Origin of the sequence: Bacillus sp. JJ1521, from assembly GCF_036965165.1 — a bacterium.
GTDB lineage: Bacteria > Bacillota > Bacilli > Bacillales > Bacillaceae_L > Ferdinandcohnia.
The window spans coordinates 7,244-33,594 of sequence record NZ_JBALOX010000120.1 but is presented as its reverse complement, the minus strand read 5'-3'; the positions used below and the strand labels follow the sequence as shown (position 1 = coordinate 33,594).

The 26,351-nt window shown below is 37.2% G+C and carries 25 protein-coding genes; 19 read left to right on the top strand and 6 right to left on the bottom strand.

The genetic code is table 11. From position 1 onward, the window contains the following. Nucleotides 1–758: metallophosphoesterase (locus tag V7147_RS16415; protein WP_335368909.1), on the bottom strand; the 758-nt coding region annotated here is incomplete at its 3' end. 318 nt (nucleotides 759–1,076) lie between these two features. On the opposite strand from V7147_RS16415, the gene V7147_RS16410 reads away from it, so the two are divergent. The 3 genes from V7147_RS16410 to panF all read left to right on the top strand — a co-directional run bounded on the left by V7147_RS16410 (nucleotide 1,077) and on the right by panF (nucleotide 4,898). Beyond that, nucleotides 1,077–3,035 carry an LTA synthase family protein gene (locus tag V7147_RS16410; protein WP_335368908.1) on the top strand — a complete coding sequence of 653 codons (1,959 nt, stop codon included), beginning with the start codon at nucleotides 1,077–1,079 and terminating at the stop codon, nucleotides 3,033–3,035. Between the two features lie 118 nt (nucleotides 3,036–3,153). Then, complete coding sequence (locus V7147_RS16405) at nucleotides 3,154–3,441, top strand: YhdT family protein (protein WP_335368907.1); 288 nt, start codon at nucleotides 3,154–3,156, stop codon at nucleotides 3,439–3,441. After that, nucleotides 3,438–4,898, top strand: coding sequence for a sodium/pantothenate symporter (gene panF, locus V7147_RS16400; protein ID WP_335368906.1), 1,461 nt, complete (start codon nucleotides 3,438–3,440; stop codon nucleotides 4,896–4,898). The genes V7147_RS16405 and panF overlap by 4 nt, the downstream gene beginning before the upstream one ends. 64 nt (nucleotides 4,899–4,962) lie before the next feature. On the opposite strand, the gene V7147_RS16395 is transcribed toward panF, so the two are convergent. Continuing rightward, entirely contained in the window at nucleotides 4,963–5,403 is a 441-nt protein-coding gene (locus V7147_RS16395; RefSeq protein ID WP_335368905.1) for a cell wall hydrolase, read from the bottom strand. A 155-nt stretch (nucleotides 5,404–5,558) separates the two neighbouring features. Further along, nucleotides 5,559–6,257 (bottom strand): YetF domain-containing protein, encoded by a 699-nt coding sequence (locus tag V7147_RS16390; RefSeq protein WP_438824606.1) that lies wholly within the window; start codon nucleotides 6,255–6,257, stop codon nucleotides 5,559–5,561. A 494-nt stretch (nucleotides 6,258–6,751) separates the two neighbouring features. On the opposite strand from V7147_RS16390, the gene V7147_RS16385 reads away from it, so the two are divergent. The 3 genes from V7147_RS16385 to V7147_RS16375 all read left to right on the top strand — a co-directional run bounded on the left by V7147_RS16385 (nucleotide 6,752) and on the right by V7147_RS16375 (nucleotide 10,993). Further along, complete coding sequence (locus V7147_RS16385; protein WP_335368903.1) at nucleotides 6,752–8,494, top strand: ABC transporter ATP-binding protein; 1,743 nt, start codon at nucleotides 6,752–6,754, stop codon at nucleotides 8,492–8,494. Beyond that, nucleotides 8,491–10,227, top strand: coding sequence for an ABC transporter ATP-binding protein (locus V7147_RS16380; RefSeq protein WP_335368902.1), 1,737 nt, complete (start codon nucleotides 8,491–8,493; stop codon nucleotides 10,225–10,227). Before V7147_RS16385 ends, V7147_RS16380 begins: the two co-directional genes overlap by 4 nt. 121 nt (nucleotides 10,228–10,348) lie before the next feature. After that, the gene (locus V7147_RS16375; RefSeq protein ID WP_335368901.1) at nucleotides 10,349–10,993 is read left to right on the top strand and encodes an SDR family oxidoreductase; all 645 of its coding nucleotides are present in this window, start codon (nucleotides 10,349–10,351) and stop codon (nucleotides 10,991–10,993) included. 240 nt (nucleotides 10,994–11,233) lie between these two features. Here V7147_RS16375 and V7147_RS16370 read toward each other — a convergent pair whose 3' ends face one another. Then, complete coding sequence (locus V7147_RS16370) at nucleotides 11,234–12,217, bottom strand: Gfo/Idh/MocA family oxidoreductase (protein ID WP_335368900.1); 984 nt, start codon at nucleotides 12,215–12,217, stop codon at nucleotides 11,234–11,236. A 113-nt stretch (nucleotides 12,218–12,330) separates the two neighbouring features. On the opposite strand from V7147_RS16370, the gene V7147_RS16365 reads away from it, so the two are divergent. The 7 genes from V7147_RS16365 to V7147_RS16335 all read left to right on the top strand — a co-directional run bounded on the left by V7147_RS16365 (nucleotide 12,331) and on the right by V7147_RS16335 (nucleotide 18,638). Beyond that, nucleotides 12,331–13,632 carry a purine/pyrimidine permease gene (locus tag V7147_RS16365; protein WP_335368899.1) on the top strand — a complete coding sequence of 434 codons (1,302 nt, stop codon included), beginning with the start codon at nucleotides 12,331–12,333 and terminating at the stop codon, nucleotides 13,630–13,632. 81 nt (nucleotides 13,633–13,713) lie between these two features. Then, nucleotides 13,714–14,517 carry an ABC transporter permease gene (locus V7147_RS16360; RefSeq protein ID WP_335368898.1) on the top strand — a complete coding sequence of 268 codons (804 nt, stop codon included), beginning with the start codon at nucleotides 13,714–13,716 and terminating at the stop codon, nucleotides 14,515–14,517. 3 nt (nucleotides 14,518–14,520) lie between these two features. Then, on the top strand, nucleotides 14,521–15,330 hold the full coding sequence (locus tag V7147_RS16355) for an ABC transporter permease (RefSeq protein WP_335368897.1): 810 nt from the start codon (nucleotides 14,521–14,523) through the stop codon (nucleotides 15,328–15,330). A gap of 16 nt (nucleotides 15,331–15,346) precedes the next feature. Next, nucleotides 15,347–16,354 (top strand): ABC transporter ATP-binding protein, encoded by a 1,008-nt coding sequence (locus tag V7147_RS16350; protein WP_335368896.1) that lies wholly within the window; start codon nucleotides 15,347–15,349, stop codon nucleotides 16,352–16,354. 205 nt (nucleotides 16,355–16,559) lie between these two features. Beyond that, entirely contained in the window at nucleotides 16,560–16,712 is a 153-nt protein-coding gene (locus tag V7147_RS16345) for a hypothetical protein (RefSeq protein WP_335368895.1), read from the top strand. Between the two features lie 299 nt (nucleotides 16,713–17,011). Then, nucleotides 17,012–17,977: a bile acid:sodium symporter family protein gene (locus V7147_RS16340; RefSeq protein ID WP_335368894.1), complete on the top strand. Its 966-nt coding sequence runs from the start codon at nucleotides 17,012–17,014 to the stop codon at nucleotides 17,975–17,977. 142 nt (nucleotides 17,978–18,119) lie between these two features. Further along, complete coding sequence (locus tag V7147_RS16335; RefSeq protein ID WP_335368893.1) at nucleotides 18,120–18,638, top strand: acyl-CoA thioesterase; 519 nt, start codon at nucleotides 18,120–18,122, stop codon at nucleotides 18,636–18,638. 46 nt (nucleotides 18,639–18,684) lie between these two features. Here the strand turns inward: V7147_RS16335 and mscL are convergent, their stop codons facing one another. Both mscL and V7147_RS16325 read right to left on the bottom strand, forming a co-directional pair. Further along, entirely contained in the window at nucleotides 18,685–19,065 is a 381-nt protein-coding gene (gene mscL, locus V7147_RS16330) for a large conductance mechanosensitive channel protein MscL (RefSeq protein ID WP_335368892.1), read from the bottom strand. 74 nt (nucleotides 19,066–19,139) lie between these two features. Further along, complete coding sequence (locus tag V7147_RS16325) at nucleotides 19,140–19,373, bottom strand: hypothetical protein (protein ID WP_335368891.1); 234 nt, start codon at nucleotides 19,371–19,373, stop codon at nucleotides 19,140–19,142. A gap of 332 nt (nucleotides 19,374–19,705) precedes the next feature. Between V7147_RS16325 and V7147_RS16320 the strand changes: the two genes are divergently transcribed. The 6 genes from V7147_RS16320 to V7147_RS16295 form a co-directional block, all read left to right on the top strand. After that, nucleotides 19,706–21,385, top strand: a complete 1,680-nt coding sequence (locus tag V7147_RS16320; RefSeq protein WP_335368890.1) for an alpha amylase family protein — start codon at nucleotides 19,706–19,708, stop codon at nucleotides 21,383–21,385. Nucleotides 21,386–21,545: 160 nt separating this feature from the next. Further along, entirely contained in the window at nucleotides 21,546–22,355 is an 810-nt protein-coding gene (locus V7147_RS16315) for an MBL fold metallo-hydrolase (protein ID WP_335368889.1), read from the top strand. Nucleotides 22,356–22,420: 65 nt separating this feature from the next. After that, nucleotides 22,421–23,371, top strand: a complete 951-nt coding sequence (locus V7147_RS16310; RefSeq protein WP_335368888.1) for an acetylxylan esterase — start codon at nucleotides 22,421–22,423, stop codon at nucleotides 23,369–23,371. 217 nt (nucleotides 23,372–23,588) lie between these two features. After that, entirely contained in the window at nucleotides 23,589–24,872 is a 1,284-nt protein-coding gene (locus tag V7147_RS16305) for an ABC transporter substrate-binding protein (RefSeq protein WP_335368887.1), read from the top strand. Nucleotides 24,873–25,054: 182 nt separating this feature from the next. Further along, on the top strand, nucleotides 25,055–25,909 hold the full coding sequence (locus V7147_RS16300) for a carbohydrate ABC transporter permease (protein WP_335368886.1): 855 nt from the start codon (nucleotides 25,055–25,057) through the stop codon (nucleotides 25,907–25,909). A gap of 16 nt (nucleotides 25,910–25,925) precedes the next feature. Further along, nucleotides 25,926–26,351, top strand: a 426-nt coding sequence (locus V7147_RS16295) for a carbohydrate ABC transporter permease (protein ID WP_438824605.1), incomplete at its 3' end; no start/stop codon positions are given.

Genomic DNA, 26,351 nt, shown 5'->3' with positions numbered 1-26,351 from the left:
ATATAGATCTCATTTTCAATCATGGTTACTTCATCTGTTAAAACCTCAATTCCGAGCTTCTCCATTTCTTCGACAATTTTTTCATTATCACTTCCGTAGTAATCATGATTTCCTAGTGTGGCATAGACGCCGAGTGGTGCATCAATTTTTTTCATGATCTCGCCCATGTTTTCCTTTATATATGGCTCAATGTGATCATCGATGAGGTCACCAGGGAGCAACACAATATCTGGACGAGTTTCTTCTATTAAATGCACAAATTTTTGAAGATGGTTTTTACCAACAATACTGCCAAGGTGAAAATCAGAAGCCATTAAAATTTTCAAATCATTTCGTTCGACATTTTTCTTGATCGAAATATCATAGGTTTGCACAACGGGACTCCATGTATAGAAAGTCCCAAAGCTAAAGATAAGGATGTACACCGTGATCACCCCATATCCAATTTCGCGAATCCTTTTCTTTTTTAAAAGGAAGAATAATACCGTTGTGATTGGTAGGAGAATGAGTCCAAAACCTGCTAGGATGAACCAATAATATCCAATAGTCTGGAGAATGGCAGATGATGTAGAATAACCAACAAAGATGGTTAAGGATAGAACCAGAATGACTAAGGTATATGTCTTTTTATGTCGAAATGAAAATGAATGTTTGAGCCATACCCATCCCATATACCCAAAAAGGAAGCTCATACTACTATAAAGCAAAAGAAATAGGAGAATCACAAGAATAAACATAGTTCGAATAGCCCTTTCCATTTAAAGTAATTCCTATTATAGTAGTATAATTGAAAGTAACCGTTTCGTCTTTTCTTTTGCATAATTTGTAAAGGAAAAGTGGTCATAAAGTTGAAGGATGGAACGTAATTTATAAATGTTTGTACAAACCATGTACAGGCAAGGATGTAAGGGGATACATCTAGTTTTAAGAAAATNNGTAGTAAAGTAATTGAATGTATCGCAAATGTAAATTTTATTTCAGCTATTAACAATTTGTTCATATTTGATTGATAAAATAGTTTTTAGGGTTTTGGGTATTGAATTTAATTTTTGTTTAGATTGAAGGTAGGTGCAATCATGAAAAAGAACATTCTGAAACGTGGTCAAAATATCTTCTCTAGTTTTTTTGGCTTTTATTTATTAGCGGTGCTATTTCTTTGGATGAAAACATTCATTTCGCAATCAACTGAGTTTAACATTAGTATAGATAATACATTGCAGACATTTTTATTATTTTTGAATCCACTTGGATCGGCATTATTCTTTTTAGGTCTTGCATTTTTAGGGAAAGGGAAAAAGAGATATAGAAGACTTCTTATTATCTATTTTTTAATGTCTTTCCTTTTATACGCGAATATTTTATATTACCGTTTCTTTAGTGACTTTATTACATTGCCAACATTGTTCCAAACACAAAACTTTGGCGATGTGAGCGGTAGTGTTGTTTCACTTTTGAGACCGTATGATCTCTTGTTCTTTGTTGACTTTATCGTATTAGTCGCACTTCTGGTATTTAAATTCGTGAAGATTGAAACGACAACAAGCTTGAAGGGTTTAAAAGTAGCTGCATTATTTGCGTTTGCGATTTTAATTTCAGCTGTTAACCTTACACTTGCAGAGGCTGATCGTCCACAGCTTTTAACACGTGGGTTTGACCGCCATTATATTGTGAAATATTTAGGTATGTACAACTATACCATTTATGATGCTGTTCAAAGCACAAAGGCTTCTACACAAAGAGCTTTAGCGGACAGTAATGACAGTATTGAAGTTATTAACTATACAAAAGCAAACTATGCTGAACCAAATCCCGCCTATTTTGGTGCAGGTAAAGGCATGAACGTGATTTATCTACACCTCGAGTCCATGCAAAACTTCTTAATCAATTACGAGCTGCATGGTGAAGAGGTAACACCATTCCTTAACTCATTAACTAGGGATGAAAATACATTTTATTTTGATAATTTCTTCCATCAGACAGCACAAGGTAAAACTGCTGATGCGGAGTTTATTCTTGAAAACTCACTATATGGTCTTCCACAGGGATCTGCTTTTACAACGAAAGGCTTGAACACATATCAAGCAGCACCAGCAATCCTTGGACAAGAGGGCTATACATCTGCTGTATTTCACGGTAACTCAGGAAGCTTCTGGAATCGTAATGAAATCTACAAATCATTTGGTTTTGATCATTTCTTTGATTCAAATTATTATCAAATGAATTCAGAAGATCTTGCTGAATATGGATTAATGGATAAACCATTTTATGAACAATCAGCAGATTTATTAGAGACATTACCACAGCCGTTTTATTCAAAATTTATTACAGTAACGCATCACTATCCTTATAAAATTAATGATGAGGATGCAACCCTTGCACCACATACAACAGGTGATCGTTCGGTTGATCGATATTTTCAAACTGCACGATATGCGGATGAAGCATTAGAGCAATTTTTCAATGATTTAAAAGAAAAAGGCTTATACGATAATTCGATAATCATTATGTATGGTGACCATTATGGTATTTCTGAAAACCATAATAAAGCCATGAAGCAAGTTTTAGAAAAAGAAGAAATTACATCATTTGATAATACTTCACTTCAACGGGTACCATTGTTTATCCGTGTTCCAGGAATGGAAGGTGGGGTCTCGCACCAATACGGTGGTCAAATCGATCTTCTTCCAACTCTTTTACACTTGCTTGGAATTGATACAAAAGATTATGTCCAATTCGGTACAGATTTACTGTCTGAGCAACATGATCAAGTCGTTCCATTCCGTAATGGTGATTTCGCAAGTCCAACAATTACTGCAGTCGAGGGTAAGTTTTATGATTCAGCAACAGGTACTGAAATTACAGAAGACCAGCTAGATACTGCGAAAAAGCTTCAAGACATTGTTGAAGAAAAATTAGCTACTTCTGATAAGGTTGTAAATGGTGACTTGTTAAGATTTTATAATCCAACAGGATTCGAACCTGTCAATCGATCTGAGTACAATTATTTAATTGATGGTGAAAAATCAGCTGAATAAATTAGTCTAAAGCTACCTAAGCATGGTTCTTAGGTAGCTTTTTTGATGAGGAAAGACGATTTTTGGGTAGGATAGGGAATATAAGATCATTCTAATCATTAATTGAGGGGTATTCAGAATGGATAAGAGAAAATATACAGGTGATCGAAGATACAAGGTTGCCAAAAAGGAAGCGCTAATTGGAGTCGGTTTAGCTGTCTTTAACTTCCTATGGTGGTTTGGTTTTGCTTATGGATTAGGGTCAAAACCTGTTGACGAATATAGTTATATTGCCGGTTTTCCAAGCTGGTTCTTTTATAGTTGTGTAGTTGGGTTTCTAGTTGTTGTCTTTTTAGTCATCATTCTTGTAAAATCGATCTTTAAAGAAGTACCGTTTGAAGAAGACGAGGGAGGGGATTCCTTATGAATTGGGAAGTTATGATTCCTTTCCTTGGTTTATTAGTTATTATTTTTTTTATTGGTATTTATGCTGCAGGACATTTGAAGGAAAGCACTGGATTTCTCCAAGATTATTTTTTAGGAAGTCGTGAGCTAGGTGGATTTGTACTTGCCATGACAATGGTTGCTACGTATGGAAGTGCCAGTAGCTTCATTGGTGGTCCAGGTGCTGCCTACAATATAGGGCTCGGCTGGGTATTGCTTGCGATGATTCAAGTGGTCACAGGGTATTTTGTTCTTGCCGTTTTAGGGAAAAAATTTGCGATTGTGGCACGTAAAATCAATGCTGTAACCCTGATTGATTTTTTAAAGGAGCGCTATAATTCGAAATGGGTTGTTTTACTATCATCAGGAAGTATTATTATTTTTTTATTTGCATCGATGACTGCCCAATGGGTTGGTGGAGGCAGGTTAATTGAGTCCTTGACAGGTTTGTCTTATACATCTTCATTATTTATTTTTGCAGTTTCTATTTTAGTTTATGTAACGATTGGTGGGTTTCGTGCTGTCGCTCTAACAGAGACAATCCAAGGTATTATCATGTTTGTCGGGACCTTAATCATTTTATTAGGAACTATTATTGCAGGTGGGGGAGTACCAGCAATAATAGAAGAGCTTACCTTGCAAAATCCAAACCTCGTCTCACCATTTGGGCATGATCGTTCCCTTACTCCATTATATTTATCTTCGTTTTGGATTCTTGTGGGGGTAGGAGTTGTTGGATTGCCTCAGATTGCTGTACGGGCAATGTCATATCGACATGCAAAAGCGATGCACCAAGCGATGATTATCGGAACGATTGTAGTTGGCTTTATCATGCTTGGCATGCATTTATCAGGTGTATTTGCTAGAGCGATTCTTCCCGGGATTGAAGTTCCAGATACGGTTATGCCGTTGTTGGCGATGGAGGTATTACCGCCCTGGTTAGCTGGGGTTGTTCTTTCTGCACCGATGGCTGCGATCATGTCTACTGTTAACTCATTATTATTAATAGTTGGTTCATCGATTGTAAAAGATGTGTATCTAAATTACATAAAGCCTGATGCATCTGAGAAAGTTGTTAAACGAATGAGTATGAGTGTAACAGCTTTGATTGGAGTCCTTGTCTTCATATTGGCGATTAATCCTCCCGATTTGCTCATTTGGCTAAATTTATTTGCATTCGGTGGGCTAGAGGCTGCGTTTATATGGCCAGTTGTGCTTGGATTGTATTGGAGACGAGGGAATAAATATGGAGCCATATCCTCAATCCTTGTTGGTGTTGGAAGTTATATTCTGATTTATACGACCTATCCGGAGGTTTTTGGGATGCATTCTGTAGTCTTGCCTGTACTTTTCTCGCTTATTACTTATATCGTCACAAGCTTACTTGTGAAGGAAAAAGACCTTGATCATTTACGAAATATTGATGCGAAGTTTTCATAATCGACAATTGCCTTGTGCATGATAAAAAAATGGGATGCATAAAAGAACCCCACTATCCGTGGGGTTATCCTCTATAGACACTATCACATGTATTAGCCTCCGGTTCATAGTAACAATGATTTTTAAATTGTCCTGCAAATGGTTGACCATACCAGGTTGGCGGACACGGAGCATACGGATTAAAGTACCAAAGAGAAAACTTTGAAGGATGTTGTCTCCAATGGGTTAATGTTTGCCTAGCCAATTTTTTTTCAACCTCTCTTGCTGGATTATAAAACAAATTCCCTTTTTGTACGGCCTCAAACGAATAATTTCCTCCTTGTACCTGAAAAATAACTTCACGAATTGATCTTACGTCTTTAAAATCTAAGCATTCGGCGACAGCTCGATTTACAATAACATTACCAACCATCAGCATCCCTAGTCGTCCTTCTGCTTCGGCTTCTGCTCTCATCATCCTCGCTACTAAATTGACGTCGGCTTCTGTATATTTAACTCTTGCCATTTGTCATCACCTCTAAAAGCATTGTATGAAAACCTCCTCAAAAAAAGTCGCTTTTGAATCATTTTTATCAGATTCTGCTTGTACGATCTTCAAGAATCATGTCCAAATTTGACACATGCCCTCATGCTTTACACTTTTTTAATACTTCATCGATTTTAATGTAGGATATGTCCCTTATTATCTATGAAAAGTGAGCCATCCTGTTGCACTTCTGCATACATGACGTCAGAAGGCGATGTTATTCCTGCTTGACTAGGCTGATGGTCGAGCCAATTTTGCGTTAAATTCAGTTTTGATAAATTTTTTGTTATGATCTTCCCATCGGATATGACCCCAGTTGGGATTGGATAGATTTTTGTTATGGCAGGGGCAATATTCATATCGCTTTTAGTCAATGATTGCTTACCTTCTTTTTTCAGAACAGATAGCATCCCATTTGTTTCAAAAATGGCGTAATCTACATCTGCCATTGAAAAGACGTTTTCTTGTCTTAGCATCGCATTTAATGTATCAATATCAAGTCGACTTTTTTTTAGAGCATGATCCATAATTTTTCCATTTTTAATTATAATAATTGGATCTCCTGTTGTGATTTTTCTTGCTGATTTAGATTTTATATCGATAAAACTCATGAACAATGTAAAAAGAGCCCATCCACCCAGGGCGAGGATTCCGTTGAGGATACTGAAGTCTTTCGTCGTGATCCAGTTGGCAGCAATCGAACCTATTGCAATCGCAGACACAAAATTAAAAAAAGTCATTTGGCTTATTTCTTTTCTTCCTAAGATTCGAGTAAGCGAAAATAAGATTATAAAACCGAGGAAAATGCGTAAAACTAATTCAGGAATGTCCAACATCTTAGCCCCCAAACTTTATCAAGTAATACTTACATTTTTTGTTAGTCCTTTTGTTTTTATTCGTGACGAGATTTCACCCATTTTTTGAAACAACGAAGAAAAACAGTAATTTGATAGTTGACAATTGTATGAAAAAAATGGTAATCTTCAAGAACACTAATAAAAAATTTACAAAGGAGGAAAGGACAATGAGAGATCTCAATAAACGCAACCTAAACAACAATTTTATACATTGTCCATACCTCTTATTTGTAGGATTATAGAATCCTAACGCAATAAAAGGTATTGGTACGCCAACTATACCTTTTACAAAAGATGCATGCTCTTTTTAGGGTATGCATCTTTTTTGTGTGAAATTTTTTAGTGAATTCGACTGAAAGGGAGTAGAGACAATGTGGAACAAACGACGAGTATTGATTTTCAAAAAGGAGTTGCTAGATAGTGGGTAGCTCGGGTTCTTTCAGTCATGAAAGAGAGAGAGGGTATGAGATATGTTTGAGGTATTAGGAAAGCTAGGCTGGTTTTTTAAAAAATATTGGTTGCAATATACAATTGCAATTGTCCTATTAATGATCGCTACTGTGTTGGAGGTTATTCCACCATATTTGCTTGGATCGATTATTGATGTTTTAACAGCAGGGGACATGACAAGGGCGTTATTGATTCAATATATTCTAATTTTCGTAGCAATTATTGTTGCTGGCTATTTCTTGAATTTTTTTTGGCAGTACCGCTTATTTGAAGGTTCATTAAATCTTGAAAAATTAATGCGCCGAAAACTGATGCTCCAGTTTTTAAAAATGACACCAACTTTTTATGAGAAGAACCGTACAGGTGACTTAATGGCACGTGCTACGAATGATTTAAATTCCGTTTCGCTAACAGCTGGTTTTGGAATTATGACCTTAATCGATTCCACTTTGTTTTTAGGTACGATTATTTTTGCAATGGGGTTCATGATTTCGTGGAAATTAACATTCTTTTCGATGCTGCCAGTTCCGATAATGGCTGTGCTCATTCAGTATTTAGGAAAAATTGTACATGAGCGATATATGAAAGCACAGGATGTTTTTGGAGAATTAAATGACAATGTTCTAGAGTCTGTCGCAGGTGTGAGAGTCATTCGTGCCTATGTTCAGGAAAAGAAAGATGAAAAAGAGTTTGCCGATAAAAGTGAAGAAGTGTACCAGAAAAATATCCACACAGCGAAGATCAATGCTTTATTCGGTCCGATTACCAAGGTTGGAACGGGTATAAGCTATGTTGTCGCACTCGGGTATGGTGCCTATCTCGTCGCAAATGGTGAAATGACAGTCGGTCAACTTGTTACTTTTAATGTCTATTTAGGTCTTGCAGTATGGCCAATTTTTGCGATTGGTGAGCTGATAAACGTCATGCAACAAGGAAACGCTTCACTAGATCGTGTGCAAGAAACACTTAATTATAAAGCTGATGTAAAAAACATCATTAACCCTGTTGCCGTTTCGACACCGTATAATATTGGATTCCACGATTTAATGTTTCAATATCCAACGAGTCAGGTAAGAAATTTACAGAAGATAACCCTGGCACTAAAAAAAGGAGAAACACTTGGTATAGTAGGGAAAACAGGTGCAGGTAAAACAACATTTTTACGACAATTATTACGTGAATATCCATTACAAAAGGGTCAACTCAGTATTGCTGGGATTGACATTGCGTCACAAACGAAGGAACAAATACTTGATTGGATTGGATATGTTCCACAGGATCACGTGTTATTTTCGCGTACGATTCGAGAAAACATTTTGTTTGGAAAAGAAGATGCTACAGATGCTGAAATTGAGAAGGCTATTCACTTAGCATACTTTAAAAAAGACTTGGAAAACTTACCAAGGGGTCTTGAAACCCTTGTAGGAGAAAAAGGAGTTTCCTTATCTGGAGGACAAAAGCAACGTGTATCAATTGCTCGTGCGCTTATCAAAGATCCAGAAATATTAATCCTAGATGATTCGCTGTCAGCGGTTGATGCGAAAACAGAGGCACGAATCATTGAAAACATTCAGAATGAGCGCAGCGATAAAACAACGATCATTACGACACATCGCTTATCCGGTGTTCAACACGCTAACCATATTATTGTGCTGGATGAAGGACAAATTACAGAACAAGGGACTCACGAAGAACTTCTAAGACAAAATGGCTGGTATAAGGAACAATTTGACCGTCAGCAGTTAGAGGGGGACGGGGCATGAGTACAGGAAAACGATTAACAAAATATGCGATGTATTACAAGGGACCAATTTTTTGGGGGTTATTTTTCTTAACGATTGCAGTATTTACAGATCTTGCAGGTCCATTTATTGCAAAGTACATTATCGATGAGTATATGGTCATTGGTAAAATTGAAGTTCAGCCGATTGCCTGGTTGCTTTGCTTATATTTAGTTTTAGCAATTGCAACTGCGATTTTGCGATATTTTATGTATATCTATTTACAGGTTGGGGCCAACCGCGTTATCCAAAAATTGCGCCAGGATGTATTTGGTCATATTCATACATTGCCAATCCAATACTTTGATCAGCGACCTGCTGGAAAAATTGTTGCGAGGGTTACGAATGATACAGAGGCTGTTCGAAATTTATACGTGCAGGTACTATCTAACTTTGCAACAAGTTTTATTTCCATTGCGGGTGTTTACATTGCACTTATTATACTGAATTGGAAAATGGCGATGCTTGCATTGCTTATGATTCCAATCATGTATATATGGATGATTTTATACCGGAAATACGCATCACAGTATAATAAGGTGATTCGTAAAAAAATTGCCGATATCAATGCCATGATTAATGAATCTATTCAGGGAATGACAATTATTCAAGCCTTTCGTCGTGAAAAGCAAATGACGAAGGAATTTGATGAGATGAATGATGTGCATTATGCATATGGAAGAAAATTATTGTTATTAGATTCAGCCACTTCTTTTAATTTAGTCAATACATTGCGTCTTATCATGTTCACGATTTTCATTTTCTATTTTGGAACGCAATCATTATCAGTTGGGGAAGTTGCATCGGCTGGTACGCTATACGCCTTTGTTGACTATTTAACAAGGCTATTTAATCCAATTACGAATGTTGTGAATCAGTTTTCACAACTTGAACGCTCTCTTGTTGCAGGGAAACGCGTGTTTGATGTGTTGGATTTAAATGGCGAAGAGGTATCAGTGAAAACAATGCCCAGATATGATGGGCATGTTGTATTCGAAGATGTCACTTTTGCCTATAAAGATGATGAATATGTATTAAAGCATCTATCATTTGAGGCAAAACGTGGTGAAACGGTTGCTTTAGTTGGTCATACCGGTTCAGGAAAGAGCTCAATCATGAATTTACTATTCCGATTCTATGATCCATCGATAGGGAAGATTTATATCGATGGAATCGACATCACGTCATTGCCAAGACAGACAATCCGAGAGCATATGGGAATCGTTTTACAGGATCCGTATTTGTTCACAGGAACCATCGCCTCGAATGTCAGCTTGAATGACCCGAAAATAACTCGAGAGAAAGTAGAAGAGGCATTACAAGCAGTTGGTGCAGAACGAGTCCTGAAGAATCTTGAAAAAGGGATCGATGAACCGGTTATTGAAAAAGGAAGTACACTTTCATCTGGTCAACGCCAACTTATCTCATTTGCACGTGCATTAGCGTTTGACCCTGCCATTTTAATATTGGATGAAGCCACTTCAAATATTGATACGGAGACAGAAGAGATCATTCAACATGCTATGGAGGTTCTAAAGAAAGGACGTACTACTTTTATTATTGCTCACCGCCTTTCAACAATCAAAAACGCAGACCGCATTCTCGTATTAGAGAAAGGTGTTATTAAAGAACAAGGTACCCATGACGAACTATTGGCTCATGGTGGCATCTATGCCCAAATGTACCGCATGCAAGCACAATCACTATATGTATAAATTGTAGGGCCACACGAGTACATACGCTCAGTGGTCCTTTTTTCATTAAAAGCCGTTTCCTTTGATATCCCCTTCCTAACTTGTAATAATAGAAGAAATACTGTTGAAAGGGGCTAGAAGGATGAAAGTTTGTGTAGTTGGAGCAAATGGACAAATTGGAAAACATGTGGTGGAGCTTTTAAAGGAAAGTAGTGAGCATACGCCGATTGCGATGGTACGTAAACAAGAGCAAGTAGCCCATTTTGAGAATTTGGGTGTTGAAACAGTTTTGGCAAGTATTGCAGACAGTGTTGATAAAATTCGTGACGCGATTTCGGGCTGTGACGCGCTTGTATTTACTGCAGGTTCTGGTGGTCACACAGGTCCAGATCAAACATTATTAATCGACCTTGATGGGGCTGTGAAAACAATTGAAGCGGCAGAACAAAGTGGAGTTAATCGTTTTGTGATGGTAAGTGCGTTAGGTGCAAATGACCGTGAAAAATGGGGTGGGGCCATTCGTCATTATTATGTGGCAAAACACTATGCGGATCGAATGCTCGAACAAAGTGATTTAACTTATACCATTGTTCGACCTGGTGGTTTATTAAATGAAGAAGGCACTGGGAAGATTACGGTTGGTAAGAATTTAACAAGTAATACAATCCCTCGTGCGGATGTTGCAAAAGTGATTGTAGCTTCCTTAACAGAGGAACATACATATCATCAATCCTTCGACCTTGTTAGTGGCTTTGAGCCAGTTGCAGATGCATTGAAAAAGTTATGAGGTAAAAAATGACGCTTGCGGCTAAAAATTCGCAAGCGCCTTTTTTTACAACGTAATCGTGCCCAATTGTTCATGGAAATAACTAAAAGGGCAAAGTAAACCGCGTAATCGTACCTAATCGCTCTTGGAAAAAGCCAATTTGGTAACGCAAACCACGTAATCGTGCCCAATTGCCCTCGGAAACAGTCAAAAAGGTAACGCAAAACCCCGATGTTTCAGCCAGAATGATATAGCTAACATTTATCGATCTGCTGGAAACACTAACTCCATTTGGTTTCGGGCTTCATCAAGAATTTCCATGACAGTGATTGAATTATCATAAGAGTTAATTCTTGATTCCAATGAACCATTTTTAACAAGCTCAATAAATTCCTTTGCTTCGTAATACATCGTGTGTTGCTCGGGAAGTATGGAGATATCCTCAACTCTGCCATCCCGATAGCGAATTTCAACTTTCTCGGGAGATGAAATTTTATCAATAAGAATGCTGCCATTTTCACCTTGAATTTCAGAAGGGATATAAGAATTCGTGATTTTCGAAAACATCATCATTCCCTCCATCTCCTTATAATGAGCAAGAATACTACCTTCGCCATCCACGCCAGAATCAAGCATCAGTCCACTTGCTTTAATAGAATCTGGCTTTCCGAATAATTGCACCATCGGATACACGCAATACACGCCAATATCCATTAACGAACCATTCGAAAATTCAGGTTTGAAAGCATTTAATATCGTTCCTTTCTTATAAGCATCATAGCGGGATGAATATTGACAATAGCTCGCAAAATATCGCCGTACTGGACCAATTTTATGTAGATTCTCTCGAATGCTTGAATAAGAAGGGAGAAATCCCGATTTCATAGCCTCCATTAAAAGCACTTTATTATCTTTTGCTGCTTGAATCATTTCCTTTAGTTCTCTCGTATTTGAGGCAATTGGCTTCTCACAAAGAACATGCTTGCCATGATTAAATAAAATAATGGCTTGAGAGGCATGAAAGGATGTAGGGCTTGCTATGTAAACTGCATCAATGACATTAGATTGCGCCATTTCTTCAATCGAAGTAAACGTATAGGGCGCTTGATATTTTTCCGCAAATTCTTTTGCGCGTTCCTCCGTACGTGAGTAAACAGCAGTTAATGAAAAATCTTCGATACCAATTGCTGCTTCTAAAAAGGCATCTGTTATCCAATTGGTTCCGACCACTCCAAAACGAATCATAAATTTTCCTCCATATGCTAAAATTAGAGCATATAATCATTATAACAAACATTCACATATTGAAAATAATGATAAAATGAGAGTGCAGACATTTTAGAATAGGGATGAGGAAGTTGAAAGTTTTTTTTAGTTCATTACAATGGCTAGCCTTTATTATAGCGAGTTCAATTGTGGCGCCAATCGCGATTGCGGCTCTTTATGGAATGGATCCAACTGTAACTGCAAGCTTTGTAGCACGGACATTCCTTGTACTCGGGTTATCAGGCTTGGTTCAAGTGTATTTTGGGCATCGTTTGCCGATTAATGAAGGACCTGCTGGCTTATGGTGGGGCGTTTTTATTATTTATGCTGGTTTAGGACCAACTTTGTACGGGTCAGGAGATGAGACGCTCCGAGCGATAGAAGCGGGAATTTTAGTTAGTGGGATTCTGTTTATGCTTCTAAGTGTATTGGGGGTTATTGATCGACTTTCAAAGTTGTTTACACCTGTTGTAACGGGTACTTATTTAATATTACTTTCTCTCCAGTTGAGTGGTTCGTTCTTAAATGGTATCTTCGGGGTTGGCTACCGTGGTGAAGAAACGGTAAATCTAAAAATCGCCGGATTTTGTCTTTTTATTATTCTTTTTACATTTATTTTTGCAGAAAAAGGGCCAAGAGCATTAAGGCAATACTCGGTTCTTATCAGCTTAGCCCTTGGTTGGATCATTTTTGCTGTGTTTGGTTTAACTGAGCCAATCAAAGTCACCTCGGATAAATTAATTGAAGCTCCTCACATTTTTGCCTTTGGGAATCCGGTTTTTGATAGTGGCATGATCGCTACATCAATCCTTGTAACTCTATTATTATTAACGAATTTAATCGCGAGTGTAAGAGTTGTCGAGCAGGTGCTACAGTCCCAAAATATTAAAACTGAAAAGACTAGATTTCGCCCGGCAGGATTTATGGCGGGAGTAAACCAAATTCTTGCGGGACTTTTTTCAGCGGTCGCACCCGTTCCGATCTCAGGAGCTGCAGGTTTTATTGCGACTACGAAAATAAATACAAGACTTCCGTTTATTGTTGGTAGTTTTATTTTAGTTGGGATTAGTTTTTTTCCTAAAATAATGAACTTTGTTTCGGGATTGCCAGCACCGATTGGGTATGCAACGGTATTTATTATTTTCGCAAATCTAATGCTGCCAGCTTTAGCTGCATTTGAAAATCTGGTTAATAAAAGTCGTTCCCGGATGATTATTGTTTTTTCTTTATTTGTAGGGGTAGGGTCAATGTTTGTGCCCTCAAGCGCTTTTCAGGATGTGCCACCTATTTTAACATCTATTTTAAATAACGGACTCGTTCTTGGAACAGTTGTCGCCATCTTGATAGAACAGAGCGTTACTAGATTTGGCTCCAAAAAGAGAGAAAGAGCCTAGTCGAAAGATAGACAATTATGCTACTATAAAGAAAAATCTGTTAAAAGCTTAAACTGTTGATCGTTTGATAGAGGTGACTTGATGGATACGGTAAAAATGTATACGGCTTTTACGAAAAAAGCCTTTATGAGATCAGCCGCCTATCGATTTGATGTGTGGACCAGGCTGGTTTCTAATATCATCTTTTTGTTAATGTGGATGTCGATTTGGTATGCACTCTATGCTGGTAAAGAAGAAGCAAGTGGGATATCTTTAACCGCTATGCTTACTTATGTCGTCGTCAGTCAGTTTTTAACGGCAGTGAATGGTGCTGGAACGCCGTTGTGGGAACTGCAGGAAAAGGTTCGAACGGGCGATATTGCGCTCGAATTAATGAGACCATTTGATGTGCCTCTACGATATTTGTTTGCCGATTTTGGCAGTGTCGCATTTTATATGCTAACCGCATTAGTTCCGTTATATATTGTCTTGTTTTTATTTGTTGATCTGAGCTTGCCAACCACATGGCAGACGTGGGTTTTATTTATTATTTCGGGGTTTTTAGGTTTTCTCATTCGGTACTGTATTGAGCTGACATTTGGCTTATTTACGTTTTGGCTCATTGAAACAGGGGGAATCGAGGATATCTTTTATTTTTCTGTTTCACTTTTATCCGGATCTGTCATACCGTTATGGTTTTTCCCTGGGTGGTTGCAAACGTTTGCGACATATTTACCATTTCAAGGAATCTATTTTATTCCGAATGCTATTTTCATAGAAGAAATTTCGGGAAGCGCTGTGTTTCTATCTTTTGGTATTCAGCTATTTTGGGTGGCTGTGTCTTACGGAACCCTCCGTTTTGTTTGGCGTAAAGCTTCAAACAAAGTGATTGTGCAGGGAGGGTAAATGATGAAGAAAATAATAGATTATGTTCGTTTATATTTTCGTCTTGTTGGGGCAGGTGTACGTGCCCAAATGCAGTATCGTTTTGCGTTTATCATGCGCATTGTTGGAATGGTTGCCGCCTATACTGGAACGGCTGTTACAATGTGGATCATGCTCTATCAATTTAAAGAACTAGGAAAATGGAATTTCTATGAGTTGCTGTTTTTATTTGCGTTTGCCGTGTTGTCATGGGGATTTTGTATCATTCTCTTTTTCCATTTTAGAAGCTTGGATACATATATTGTAAATGGGACCTTTGACCGGTTTCTCGTTCGACCCATTAATCCATTCTTTCATTTTATGGCGATGAAATTTGATATTGGGGCAGCGGGTCAGTTCATATTTAGCATTCTTGTTTTTATTTGGGTAAGCAATGCCCTTGATATTCATTGGCAATTTGGTAAAATCCTCTTTTTACTTGGTGCTGTAATAGGTGGAATTTTGGTTCAAGGTGGGCTACTCGTTTTCATTTCCGCAATTGCTTTTTGGACCACAAAATCAGAGCGTTTTTATTGGGTCGTGATGTATCCAGCCCGAAATTTAACGAACTATCCGCTTTCCATTTATCCGAAGTTGGTCCAATGGGTAACAGCGTTTGTCGTTCCATTTGGATTTGTGAACTACTTCCCGGCGGCGGTGATTTTAGATAAGGAAACACCTTATTTTCCTTCCTATATCGGGTATTTTACACCGCTTGTGGGAATCGTGTTTTTTATAATTGCGTATAATGTGTGGATGCTTGGACTTAGTCGATATAAAAGTGCCGGATCGTGATAAAGGGGGGCGTGTAATGGCTATTATTGAAGTTGAAAATCTAAGAAAAGAGTTTAAGATTGCAAAAAGGGAGACCGGTTTCGTTGGTGCCTTAAAAAGTGTTATAAACCGGCAATTTGAAATAAAAGAAGCGGTTAAGGATATTTCATTTTCAATTGAAAAAGGGGAAATGGTTGGATATATTGGACCAAATGGTGCTGGGAAATCAACAACGATTAAAATGCTTACTGGAATCCTAGTTCCATCAAGCGGTTCTATTCGTGTAAACGGGATTATCCCGTATGAAAATCGTAAGGAAAACGCGAAAAAAATTGGTGTTGTTTTTGGTCAACGGACACAGCTTTGGTGGGACTTGCCAACGATTGAATCATTTGAATTACTAAAGGAAATTTACCGTGTTCCAGAGGCACGTTATAAAGAAAATATGGCTACTTTTTCAGATATATTGGGCTTAGGTGAGTTTTTGAACACACCTGTTCGTCAACTTTCACTAGGTCAGCGAATGAGGGCCGATATTGCTGCATCCCTTTTACATGACCCTGACATCCTATTTTTAGATGAACCAACAATTGGTCTTGATGTTGTTGCAAAAGAGAAAATGCGCGAATTTATTCAAGAAATTAATAAGCTTCGAAACGTGACGGTGATTTTAACAACCCATGATATGGAAGACATTGAAAAGCTGTGCAAACGAATGGTCCTGATTGATCATGGCCAAAAGGTGTATGATGGCGATATTGCCGCTGTGAAGTCTCGCTATGGGAAAATGCGGACTTTGATTGTCGATGTCGAGGAAAATGGAGTAGACTTACACGTTTCAAACGGGGAACTCTGCAAAGTGGAAGGGAACCGAAAGTGGATCCGCTTCAATCGTGATGAGTTTTCTGCATCAGATGTGATTTCTCAAATTACACAAACCCATAATATTACCGATTTAACAGTGGAAGAGCCGGAAATTGAATCGATTATCAGTCGAATTTATCAAGAAGGATTTGTGAAGGAAGAAGTTCCGGTGAAAGTTTAGGAAAATTTATACCTATAGGGGCAACGAACCCTGGATACTGTCACTAATCCAAAAATACTGTGACTATCAGCAAAATACTGTCACTATTCCCGAAATATTGTCACTAGCATAAAAAAGGCCCCGAATCTCATCTTTCGGGGCCTTACAATTTTAAATACCATTCTAAAATAATGGGGAATACTAAAAAGGAAAGGAGTGGTTACCTATGAAAAAACGTCAACAAAAGGAAGAACCAACAATTGCAGTTGGAATGGACACAGAGGACGAATTAAGAGAAGATGCATCAATGGAAGAAGTTGAAAAGGGCGATTATACACAGGTCACAACCCTTTCATATGATGAAAATGATCCGAGTTAAAAATGAATGAAAAGCATTGTCACAATGGTGATGATGCTTTTCTCATTCTTAGCAATAAAACCCAATTTTTTTGATTACCTTTATAAGACAACCTCTAAAATGCTAAAATTGTAGTATACTTAAATAATGGTTTTAACTTTATTCAGCAGACTGAATAAAGTAAAGCCTCCGGCGGATGCCACGATTTTTCAAAGGTAATTTTTGATCAGTAAGATCAAAGACTANNGGGCCTAAAAATCGGGCAGCAAATACGCTTGGCGCATTTGATAGTGGTAGATTGATATACTAGGAGAATGATGATGTTACAAAAACTCAACAAAAAATTAGAGAAACTCATGCCACTCATAACACCTACAAGTGTAGTATTAGGCGTATTACTTACTGCATATTTAGCGCCTTTTTCATATTTAGTACCATGGTTTTTTGCATTCATTACTTTTTCAGGAGCATTAAGTTCAAGTTTTAGTTCATTAAAAAAAGCAATCACACATCCATTTCCAATCATAATTGCACTTTTTACTTTACATTTAATTATGCCTGCCTGGGCCTGGATTGTTGGTCATTTAACCTTTCCGGGTGACAGCCTTACCATCACTGGCTTGATTTTAGCAGTTGTTATTCCTACTGGTATTTCAAGCTTTATCTGGGTTGCGATGAAGCACGGAAATATTGCACTGACACTTACTATTATTTTAATTAGTACATTGATTTCTCCATTTGTCGTGCCGTATAGCTTAAAGTTATTTGTCGGAAGTAACGTTGAAATGGATGTACTCAGTATAATGCAGGGACTCTTTTTCATGGTTGTGCTTCCATCAATTCTCGGTATGCTCGTTAATCATTTTACAAAGGGCAATTGTACAAAAAAACTTAGCCCGACTTTGGCGCCTTTTTCAAAAATTGGACTTGGAGTCGTTGTCATGATTAATAGTGCCGATATAGCTCCCTATTTAGAAAATGTTAACCCAAAACTGATTATGATCGGTGTAGTCGTATTCATTATTGCCTTTTGTGGCTATTTAATCGCCTGGGGAATCGGTCGTTTAATGAAATTAGACTCAGACGTCATCATCGCTCTTATTTTTACAGGAGGTATGCGTAATATTAGCGCAGGTGCCGTCATCGCAATTACCTTCTTCCCAGCAGAAGTTGCCGTTCCAGTTGTTGTCGGAATGCTCTTTCAGCAAATATTGGCTTCGATATATGCTTTGTTTATTGATCGTGTTTATTCATTTGGACGGCTTGAACAAAAATTCACTGCCTAACCTGCGTTAGCCATTTGGCTAACGTTTTTTCTTGAAAAATGATTGAAATTAAAACTGTAAAAGCATACGATGTTCATTGAGGTATGAATTACAAATAAAAATGATGAGAAGAATACTATAAAAATAATAGGGGGATATACATATGGACGAGGCAAAGCATTGTAGGGAATCTTTTGTTGTGAAGACAAGTAATGTATTTCCGCCGGATACGAATTATCATGGAACGATGTTTGGTGGCAAACTCATGGCCTATATTGATGATGTTGCTTCGATTGCAGCAGTAAGACATTCACGCTCTCCAGTTGTTACCGCATCAACAGATTCAGTGGATTTTCTACACCCGATTCATGAAGGTAGTTCCGTATGTTTGGAGGCTTTTGTGACTTACACGGGAAGGTCATCGATGGAGGTTTTTGTAAAGGTTATCGCCGAGGACTTATATACAGGAGAACGGAATATTTGTGCACTGTCGTTTTTAACCTTTGTTGCATTAGATGAGAATGGGAAATCTAAGCCGGTTCCGAAAGTAATTCCAAAGTCTGAGGAAGAAAAGATGCTTCATGAATCTGCAAAAGAACGTGCGGAAAATCGAAAAAGACGGAAAAAAGAAAACGAGAAAATGGCATCGAAATTCAGCATTACACTTCCATGGGAAGTATAAAAAAGGTTGTCCAGTCTATATCAGACTTTGGACAACCTTTTTTCAATTACCCGCGTTGTTCTTTTAAGAGATCACGAATTTCAGTAAGTAGCTGTTCTTCTTTCGTTGGACTTGGTTCAGCAGCAGGTTTTTCTTCTTCGTTTTTCTTGAAACGCTGGAAAAAGCGGACAAAAAGAAAGATAGAGAAAGAAATAATTAAAAAGTCTACAACCGTTTGTAGAAAAGCACCGTACATGATTGCCTCGCCATTAAAGGGGATAGAGGCCTTAGAAACGTCTACACCACCTAGCAAAAATCCTACTAACGGCATAATAATATCATTCACAAGTGATGACACAATCTTACCGAATGCCCCACCAATAATGACTCCGACTGCAAGGTCAATCACATTGCCTTTTAGGGCAAATTTTTTAAATTCATTTAGCATAACATTGTTCTCCTTTCAAATCCTTTTATTATTTTACAGAAATTTGTTGAAAAGAAAATAGTACTAATTGCTTATCATTTGAACCTATCTAGTTGATGTAGCATGTTTTCATTTCGTAAAATTTCAATCTGTCTTTCACCTAATAAATCAAAATGAGGGAAGCCTGTCCTGTTATGAATGTATTTCGAAGGGATTCCATATTGCTGTCCCCATTCCNNAATCCAATAATGAGTAAGAAAGGCAATTTCCCCTTTGGAAACCTTCTTCTTCCACTCAACAAGCTCCTTTCGATTAATGCCAAAAGCCATAAAATTTCACCTCATTATCTAATCTTTCTATTAGCTTATATTATAACAAAAAGCAGGCTAGTGCTAAAAATGGTGTCTTTTGTGTACTGAGAGAATATATTTTTTACTTTAAAAACAGGACCTTAGTCTTAGGTGATTATGTGAAAAAAAGTTATATAAACCAAAAATATAGATAATTTTTCCTGTTTATTTTAAATGAAAGGAGAAAATATTCTTCTTTCACAATAAATGTGCTATTATTTAGATAATTCAAAAAAGGAGGGTGGGCATTCTTGCAACGTTGAGATACATAAAAGTAAACAGAATAGAAAAGGAAAAAGAGGGAGCGAAATATGAAAAAATTTATTGCTATTGTTACTGCTTTCTTATTGTTAACTTTTTTGGTTATTCCGGTTTCAGCAAAAGGTGGGAATGATACTGCTAGAAAGAATGTACTACAAAACATAGTAAAAGATCCGGATAAAAAAGCTAGAATTCTCTGGTATGATTTGTCAGCAAATATCGAATATCTTAATACGAAAGAAAAAGTGAAAGAGATTGTTGGCAAAACGGCTAAAGCAAATATTGACACGATAATTCTAGATATAAAAAATTCAACAGGTTTTGTTGCCTACAATAGTAATTTAGCTCCTCATGCAAGTACATCTAAGAGGATTGATAAATTTCAAGGATACCCAGAGAACTATGATTTATTAGAAAATGTGATAGAAGAGGCACATAAATTCGGAATAAAGGTCCATGCGGCTATCAATGTATTCTCAGAGGGAAGCACAACTTTCCAAGAAGGGCCAGCATATGAGAACCCAGAATGGCAATCCGTTATTTATGAAGGCTCAAGGGTGGCCACAGCAGCTAATGGAGAAACAAGAAAAATTGACGGTTCAAATACTACAAGAAATACAAATTATCTTGTTCTGTATACTCCAGACAAGTATGATGTCTCACCAGCAAACCGTTGGGGGGCAGAAGTTCAAGTTACAGATGGAATTGTAACACAGGTTTCTGACCGAAACACATTTGGAACTCCAGCCTTAGAAATTCCTGAAAACGGTTACGTTTTATCTGGTCACGGTACTGCAAGAACTTGGCTACTTGATCATGTGAAGGTTGGGGATGCAATCGATATCTCATCTACTGAAACAAAACTTGTACCTTCTTCACAAGCAGCAGGACATTCAACATTTGTTAACCCAATTCGTAAGGATGTCCAAAATTATGAATTAGGAATCATTGAAGAATTAGTTACAAATTATAATGTGGATGGAATTGTTCTAGACCGCGCAAGATACAATAATATTTACGCTGACTTTAGTGAATTAAGCCGTGAAAAATTTGAAGAGTATATTGGTCAACAGGTTGAGAATTTCCCACAAGATATTTTTGAAATCAAATTTGACGGGAACGGCCAGCAAAATATTGTAGAAGGTCCTTTCTACCAAAAATGGATTGAATGGCGTGCAGGGAATATCCAGTCTTTCTTTAAAAAGGCAGAGAAAACAATCCATGATATTAAAGACGAAGTTTATTTTAGTACGTATGTAGGAGCATGGTATTCTGATTATTACAGCGAGGGTGTAAACTGGGCAAGTAAAACACATCAACCGGATTATAGCTGGACTTCACCAGATTATCACAAGACTGGTTATGCTGAAACATTAGATTTCATCATGACAGGTACGTACTTTGAACAAGTAACAAAAGAAGAAGCAATTGCAAATGGTAGAATTGCTGAACATAGTGTTGAAGGTTCTGCTGAACTAGCTATGGATGTCATTAATGAATCGACATTTGTTTACGGAAGTCTATATCTCAATCAATATATTAATAATCCAGAACAGTTCCGTAAAGCTCTTCGTAAGGATATCGAATTAACACATGGTGTTATGATCTTTGATTTAATCTACCTAGAATTGTTCGACTGGTGGCCAATTGTAGAAGAGGAATTTGCAAAACCTAGTCAAGCTCCGCATCATATTCCTGGATTCCTTAAAATGGTTCGAGCCGATAAGTAATATATTAGGAAGAGTGGGTCTAAAAAACCTGCTCTTTCTTACTATTTTGTAATAGTTCGAATTTTTAGTCTATTAAACATATACTTAAAATAGGTAAATATCTCGCTTTCAATTAGAAATGGTGAAAAATTCTACTTATATAAAGAGAGAGGAAGACTATATGAAGATACAAATTTTAGGTACAGCTGCTGCGGAAGGATTTCCGGGGTTATTTTGCAATTGCACGCACTGTAAGAAGGCAAGAGAATTAGGGGGAAAGAATATCAGAACCCGTTCCTCAACGATTATTGATGATACCATTAAAATTGATTTTCCACCGGACACCTATCATCATGTCTTATCGCATAATCTCGATCTTTCAAAAGTAGAACATTTATTATTTACCCACACACATATGGACCATTTTAATCCCAAAGATTTGGGTATGAGAACTCCAGGATTTGCTCATGATTTTTCATATCCGCTACATATTTACGGTAATGACGCAGCTATCCATAAATGTAAAGAAGTATTATGGCACACTGAAAATTATTTCACATTTACTTTAATGCACCCGTTTACTACATATCAGGTGGGTGCAGCAAAGGTAACTCCTCTCCCTGCAGATCATAACCCGTTAGAAACCTGTTTTCTATTTTATATTGAAAAGGATGGAAAAAGGATATTTCATGGTCATGACACAGGTTGGTTTCCTGAACAAACGTGGGAATGGTTATCCACAAAAAAAATAGACGTAGCCATTTTGGATTGTACACATGGACTACTACCAGAAAGAAGAAATCACCTTAATATAGAAGCAGTTAAGGACATACAGAAAGTTTTTCTTGAAAAAAGTATTATGACGAATGAAGGACAAATAATCGCGACTCATTTTTCTCATAATATTGGTCTAATGCATGAGGATCTTGAGGAAATCTTTGCTCCAAGTGGTATCAAGGTTGCATATGATGGAATCTTACTCCATGTTTGATCTTCCAAATGAACCTAGCAAATAAACTGAAAAACATATAAAAAAACAAAGAATCGAGGGAACCAATGTTATTTTACGAACAACAAATCAAAGAATTTGAGAATTACAAACCAGAGCAGACTAAAGCGAAGGATTTTGAACTATTTTGGGAAGAGACCTTGAAGGAATCAACTTCAACACCACTCCAAATTCAAATGAAAAGGATAGACTACCCGATCAATCAAATTGAGGCATACGAGTTGTTTTATAAGGGATTTGCAGGTACACCCATAAATGCCTTTTATATTTTACCTAAAAATCCAACCAAAAGCTTACCGTGTATCATTACATTTCATGGATATGGTGGTAACAAAGGTTCGATATCTAATTATATGAAATGGATTATTCAGGGATATGCAGTTTTGGCAGTAGACTGTCGAGGGCATGGTGAAAGCGGGGAGGACACACTGTATTCAATAGGTGCTACTGGAACATGGGCTACTCAAGGAATTCTTGATAAATATGAATATTATTATAGAAAGATCTATATTGATTGCAAACGTGCAGTCGATGTTGTGTTTACCAGAGAGGAAATCGATAAATCAAGAATCTGCTTGCATGGAGCAAGCCTAGGTGGGGGAATTTCTCTTGCGGTTGCAGCACTAGACAATCGTCCCTCATTAGTAGTGGCTGATGTTCCGAATATGTGTAATATCGAACTTGCTATCCAACAAAAATTCGAAGGATCACTTGTTAGTATCGAAAATTTTATGCACAGATACCCTGAAAAGAGTAAACCTGTTTTTGAAACACTTTCCTATTTTGACAATCTCAATTTAGCTTCAAGGATAAAAAGTAAAACAAGAGTTTCTATAGCATTCAAGGATTTAATTTGCCCACCTCAATCTATATACGGCGTATACAATCACATAGATGCAGAAAAATCAATCATTGTTTACCCATTTTCAGGGCATGATGCCCCAGGGATTATCTCGCATATCGATGAAACAATTGCTTATGTGAAAGAAAACTTATAGCACAGAATTAGAGTAGTAACATTGGAAGATTACAGGTAAATAAGCACACTCATGACTTATAGATTAAAATTTCTAAAGATTATAACAATTGTATTGACACGATAATTTTCATGCAATAGAATAAAATGTGAAGAATATATTCACTATTACTTTCGTTTTAGGAGTAAATTTTCATTGTGGTGTGAGTTCTTCTTCAATAAAAAAGGGGGAAATCGAATTGAAAAGATTGAAAAGGCTTTCAGTGTTACTGATCGTTTTGATGCTTTTTGTTGCAACTGCCTGTTCGAACAACGAAAGTACAGGTAAAGATGACGAAGGTAAGAAAGATGAGAAAAAGAATGTTGAAATTAAGTTTTGGACGATTTCACTAAGCCCTACATTTGATGATTACATAAACGGTTTAGTCGATCAGTTTGAAGAGGAAAATCCTGGAGTTACAGTTGTATGGGAGGATATTCCATATGATAATGTTGAACAAAAGACATTAACTTCAGCAGCTTCCGGTCAACTTGCTGATGTTATGAACTTAAACACAGATTATCTTAAGAAACTTGCAGCAGTTGGGGCTGTTCTAGATCTTACAGAAAAAGCAGCAGATGTTAAGAGTGATTTCTTTGAAGGAGTGTGGGAAGCTGGTAATTTAGGTGATAAAACCTATGCTCTTCCATGGTATCTATCGACTGGTGGTATTTTATACAATAAGGAATTATTAGAAAAGGCAGGTTTTGACCATCCTCCTGCAACCGAAGAAGAAGCTTGGGAAATGTCTGAAGCCCTTTATGAAAAATTGGGAGTTTATGGAAATACGCCAATTGACATTCATTTATTCTTACCACAAAATGGCATTCCTTTAGTGTCGGAAGACCTAAAGAGTGCAGCAATCAATACACCTGAGGCAGTCGAAGTATTTAAAACGTTTAAAGAGCGTTTTGATAAGGGTCTAATTCCTAAGGAAATTTTGTTAGCTCAAGCGAAACCAAACGAGTGGTACGCGCAAGAGAAAATAGCATGGTGGAGTACTGGACCACAACTATATCGTCAGGTTAAAGACCTTTCACCAGAAGTATATGATAAATCTGATGCAGCACCGGCAATCGTTGGTTCATCTGGTTTTAGACATGTATCCATAATGAATATTGCTGTTTCTGCAAAATCGAAGGCTCCTGATGAGGCAATTGAATTCGCTAAGTTTGTTACAAATGCTGAGAGCCAACTAGCATTCAGTAAGATTGTAGCAATCCTACCTTCAGTAAAAGAAGCTGCTGCTGATGAATTCTTCACACAAGGTGAAAATTCTGATGACCCTGCAGAAAAAGGTAAATTTTATGCTGCAAAACAGCTAGATATTGGAAAGGATATGTTTGCTCCTGTTGAGAATATTTCAGAGATAAATAAGGCAGTAAACGAAGAATTCCAAAAGGTCTTGTTAGAGGATAAAGATCCACAGAAAGCGATTGAAGATGCTGAAGCTAAGATAAATGAGCTTCTAAAGACGAAATAAGATATAACCTAACCCGGATTCTTCTAAATAATAGAACGATAGAAATTTTCTATGGCATTCATGATTGCTTAGGCATAGTGAATGCCTTCTTTTCTAAGAAATAACTATTTACCATTTTTAGCTTAAATTCGTAGCATGATTGAAACGCCACTAGCATTCGTGACTATGGTAGGAGTGATTGTATGTATAAAGCAAGACACGCTTGGATATTTCTTTTGCCAACCGGTATATTGTTAACGACGTTTACCTTACTTCCATCTCTGGCTGCCCTAGGTCTTAGTTTTACAGATTACAATGTATTCATGGGTACAGTAGATTGGGTAGGTTTTGAAAACTTCATTCGAGCATTTAAAGACGAGGAGTTTTGGAATGCATTAAAAAATACGGTGTATTATTGGATATTAGTTACACCTGCACTTGTCGTGCTCCCAGTTTTCCTAGCAATTCTAGTTAATCAACAGTTAATTGGAATCAAGCTATTCCGGTTAACATATTACTTCCCGGCACTCGTTTCCGTTGTAATCACAGCAATTTTATGGAACTGGTTATTTGCAAGCGACGGGATCTTTAATTATTTGTTGAGCCTGATTGGGATAAGTCCTATTGATTGGTTAACTAGCAGGGGATTTGTCATGATTAGTCTTGCGATTGTAACGATATGGCAAGGCTTGGGTTACTATATGCTTTTTTATCTTGCGGGTTTACAATCTGTTCCAACAGATTTATATGAAGCAGCTGAATTAGATGGGGCAGGGTTTTGGCAAAAACATATCCATATTACGTTTCCTATGTTGAAGCCTATTATATTTTTTACAGCCGTCATCTCAACAATGTCAGCTTTCAAGGAATTTACATTAATGTTAACAATGACTGATGGTGGACCAATTGGGGCATCAAAAACCGTTGTATTCCTTGTTTTTGAAAAAGCATTTAGGCAATTGGAAATGGGATATGCAAGTGCGATTTCTTTCCTTCTATTTATTATCATATTAATTTTGACCTTGTTAAATAAACGGACACTGGATAACCCGTCTTAAGGAGGTAGAGTAGTATATGCAGCCTACAACACAAACAAATAACAACATAGTACCAGACATAAAACCAAAAAGGCAGTTTCGGAATCTACCTAATAAAAGGAAGATTGTTCGCCTGATTATCTCCTATTTCTTTTTGATAGTCGTAATGGTTGGTATGATTGTTCCTTTTTTATGGTCAGTTTCAACTGCATTAAAGGGACAAAATGAAGCAATCTTTTCGTTTCCTCCGCAGTTTATTCCTGAAAATATTACCTTAGATAACTTTATTAAGGTATGGGATACACTCCCTATACCTCTATACTTATGGAATAGTACAATTTTAGCCTTTTGGGGAGTTCTTTTACCATTATTATTTTGTTCATTAGCAGCCTTTCCTTTAGCTCGTATGAATTTCAAAGGAAAAAATATAGTATTTTTAGTGATTTTATCCACGATGATGATT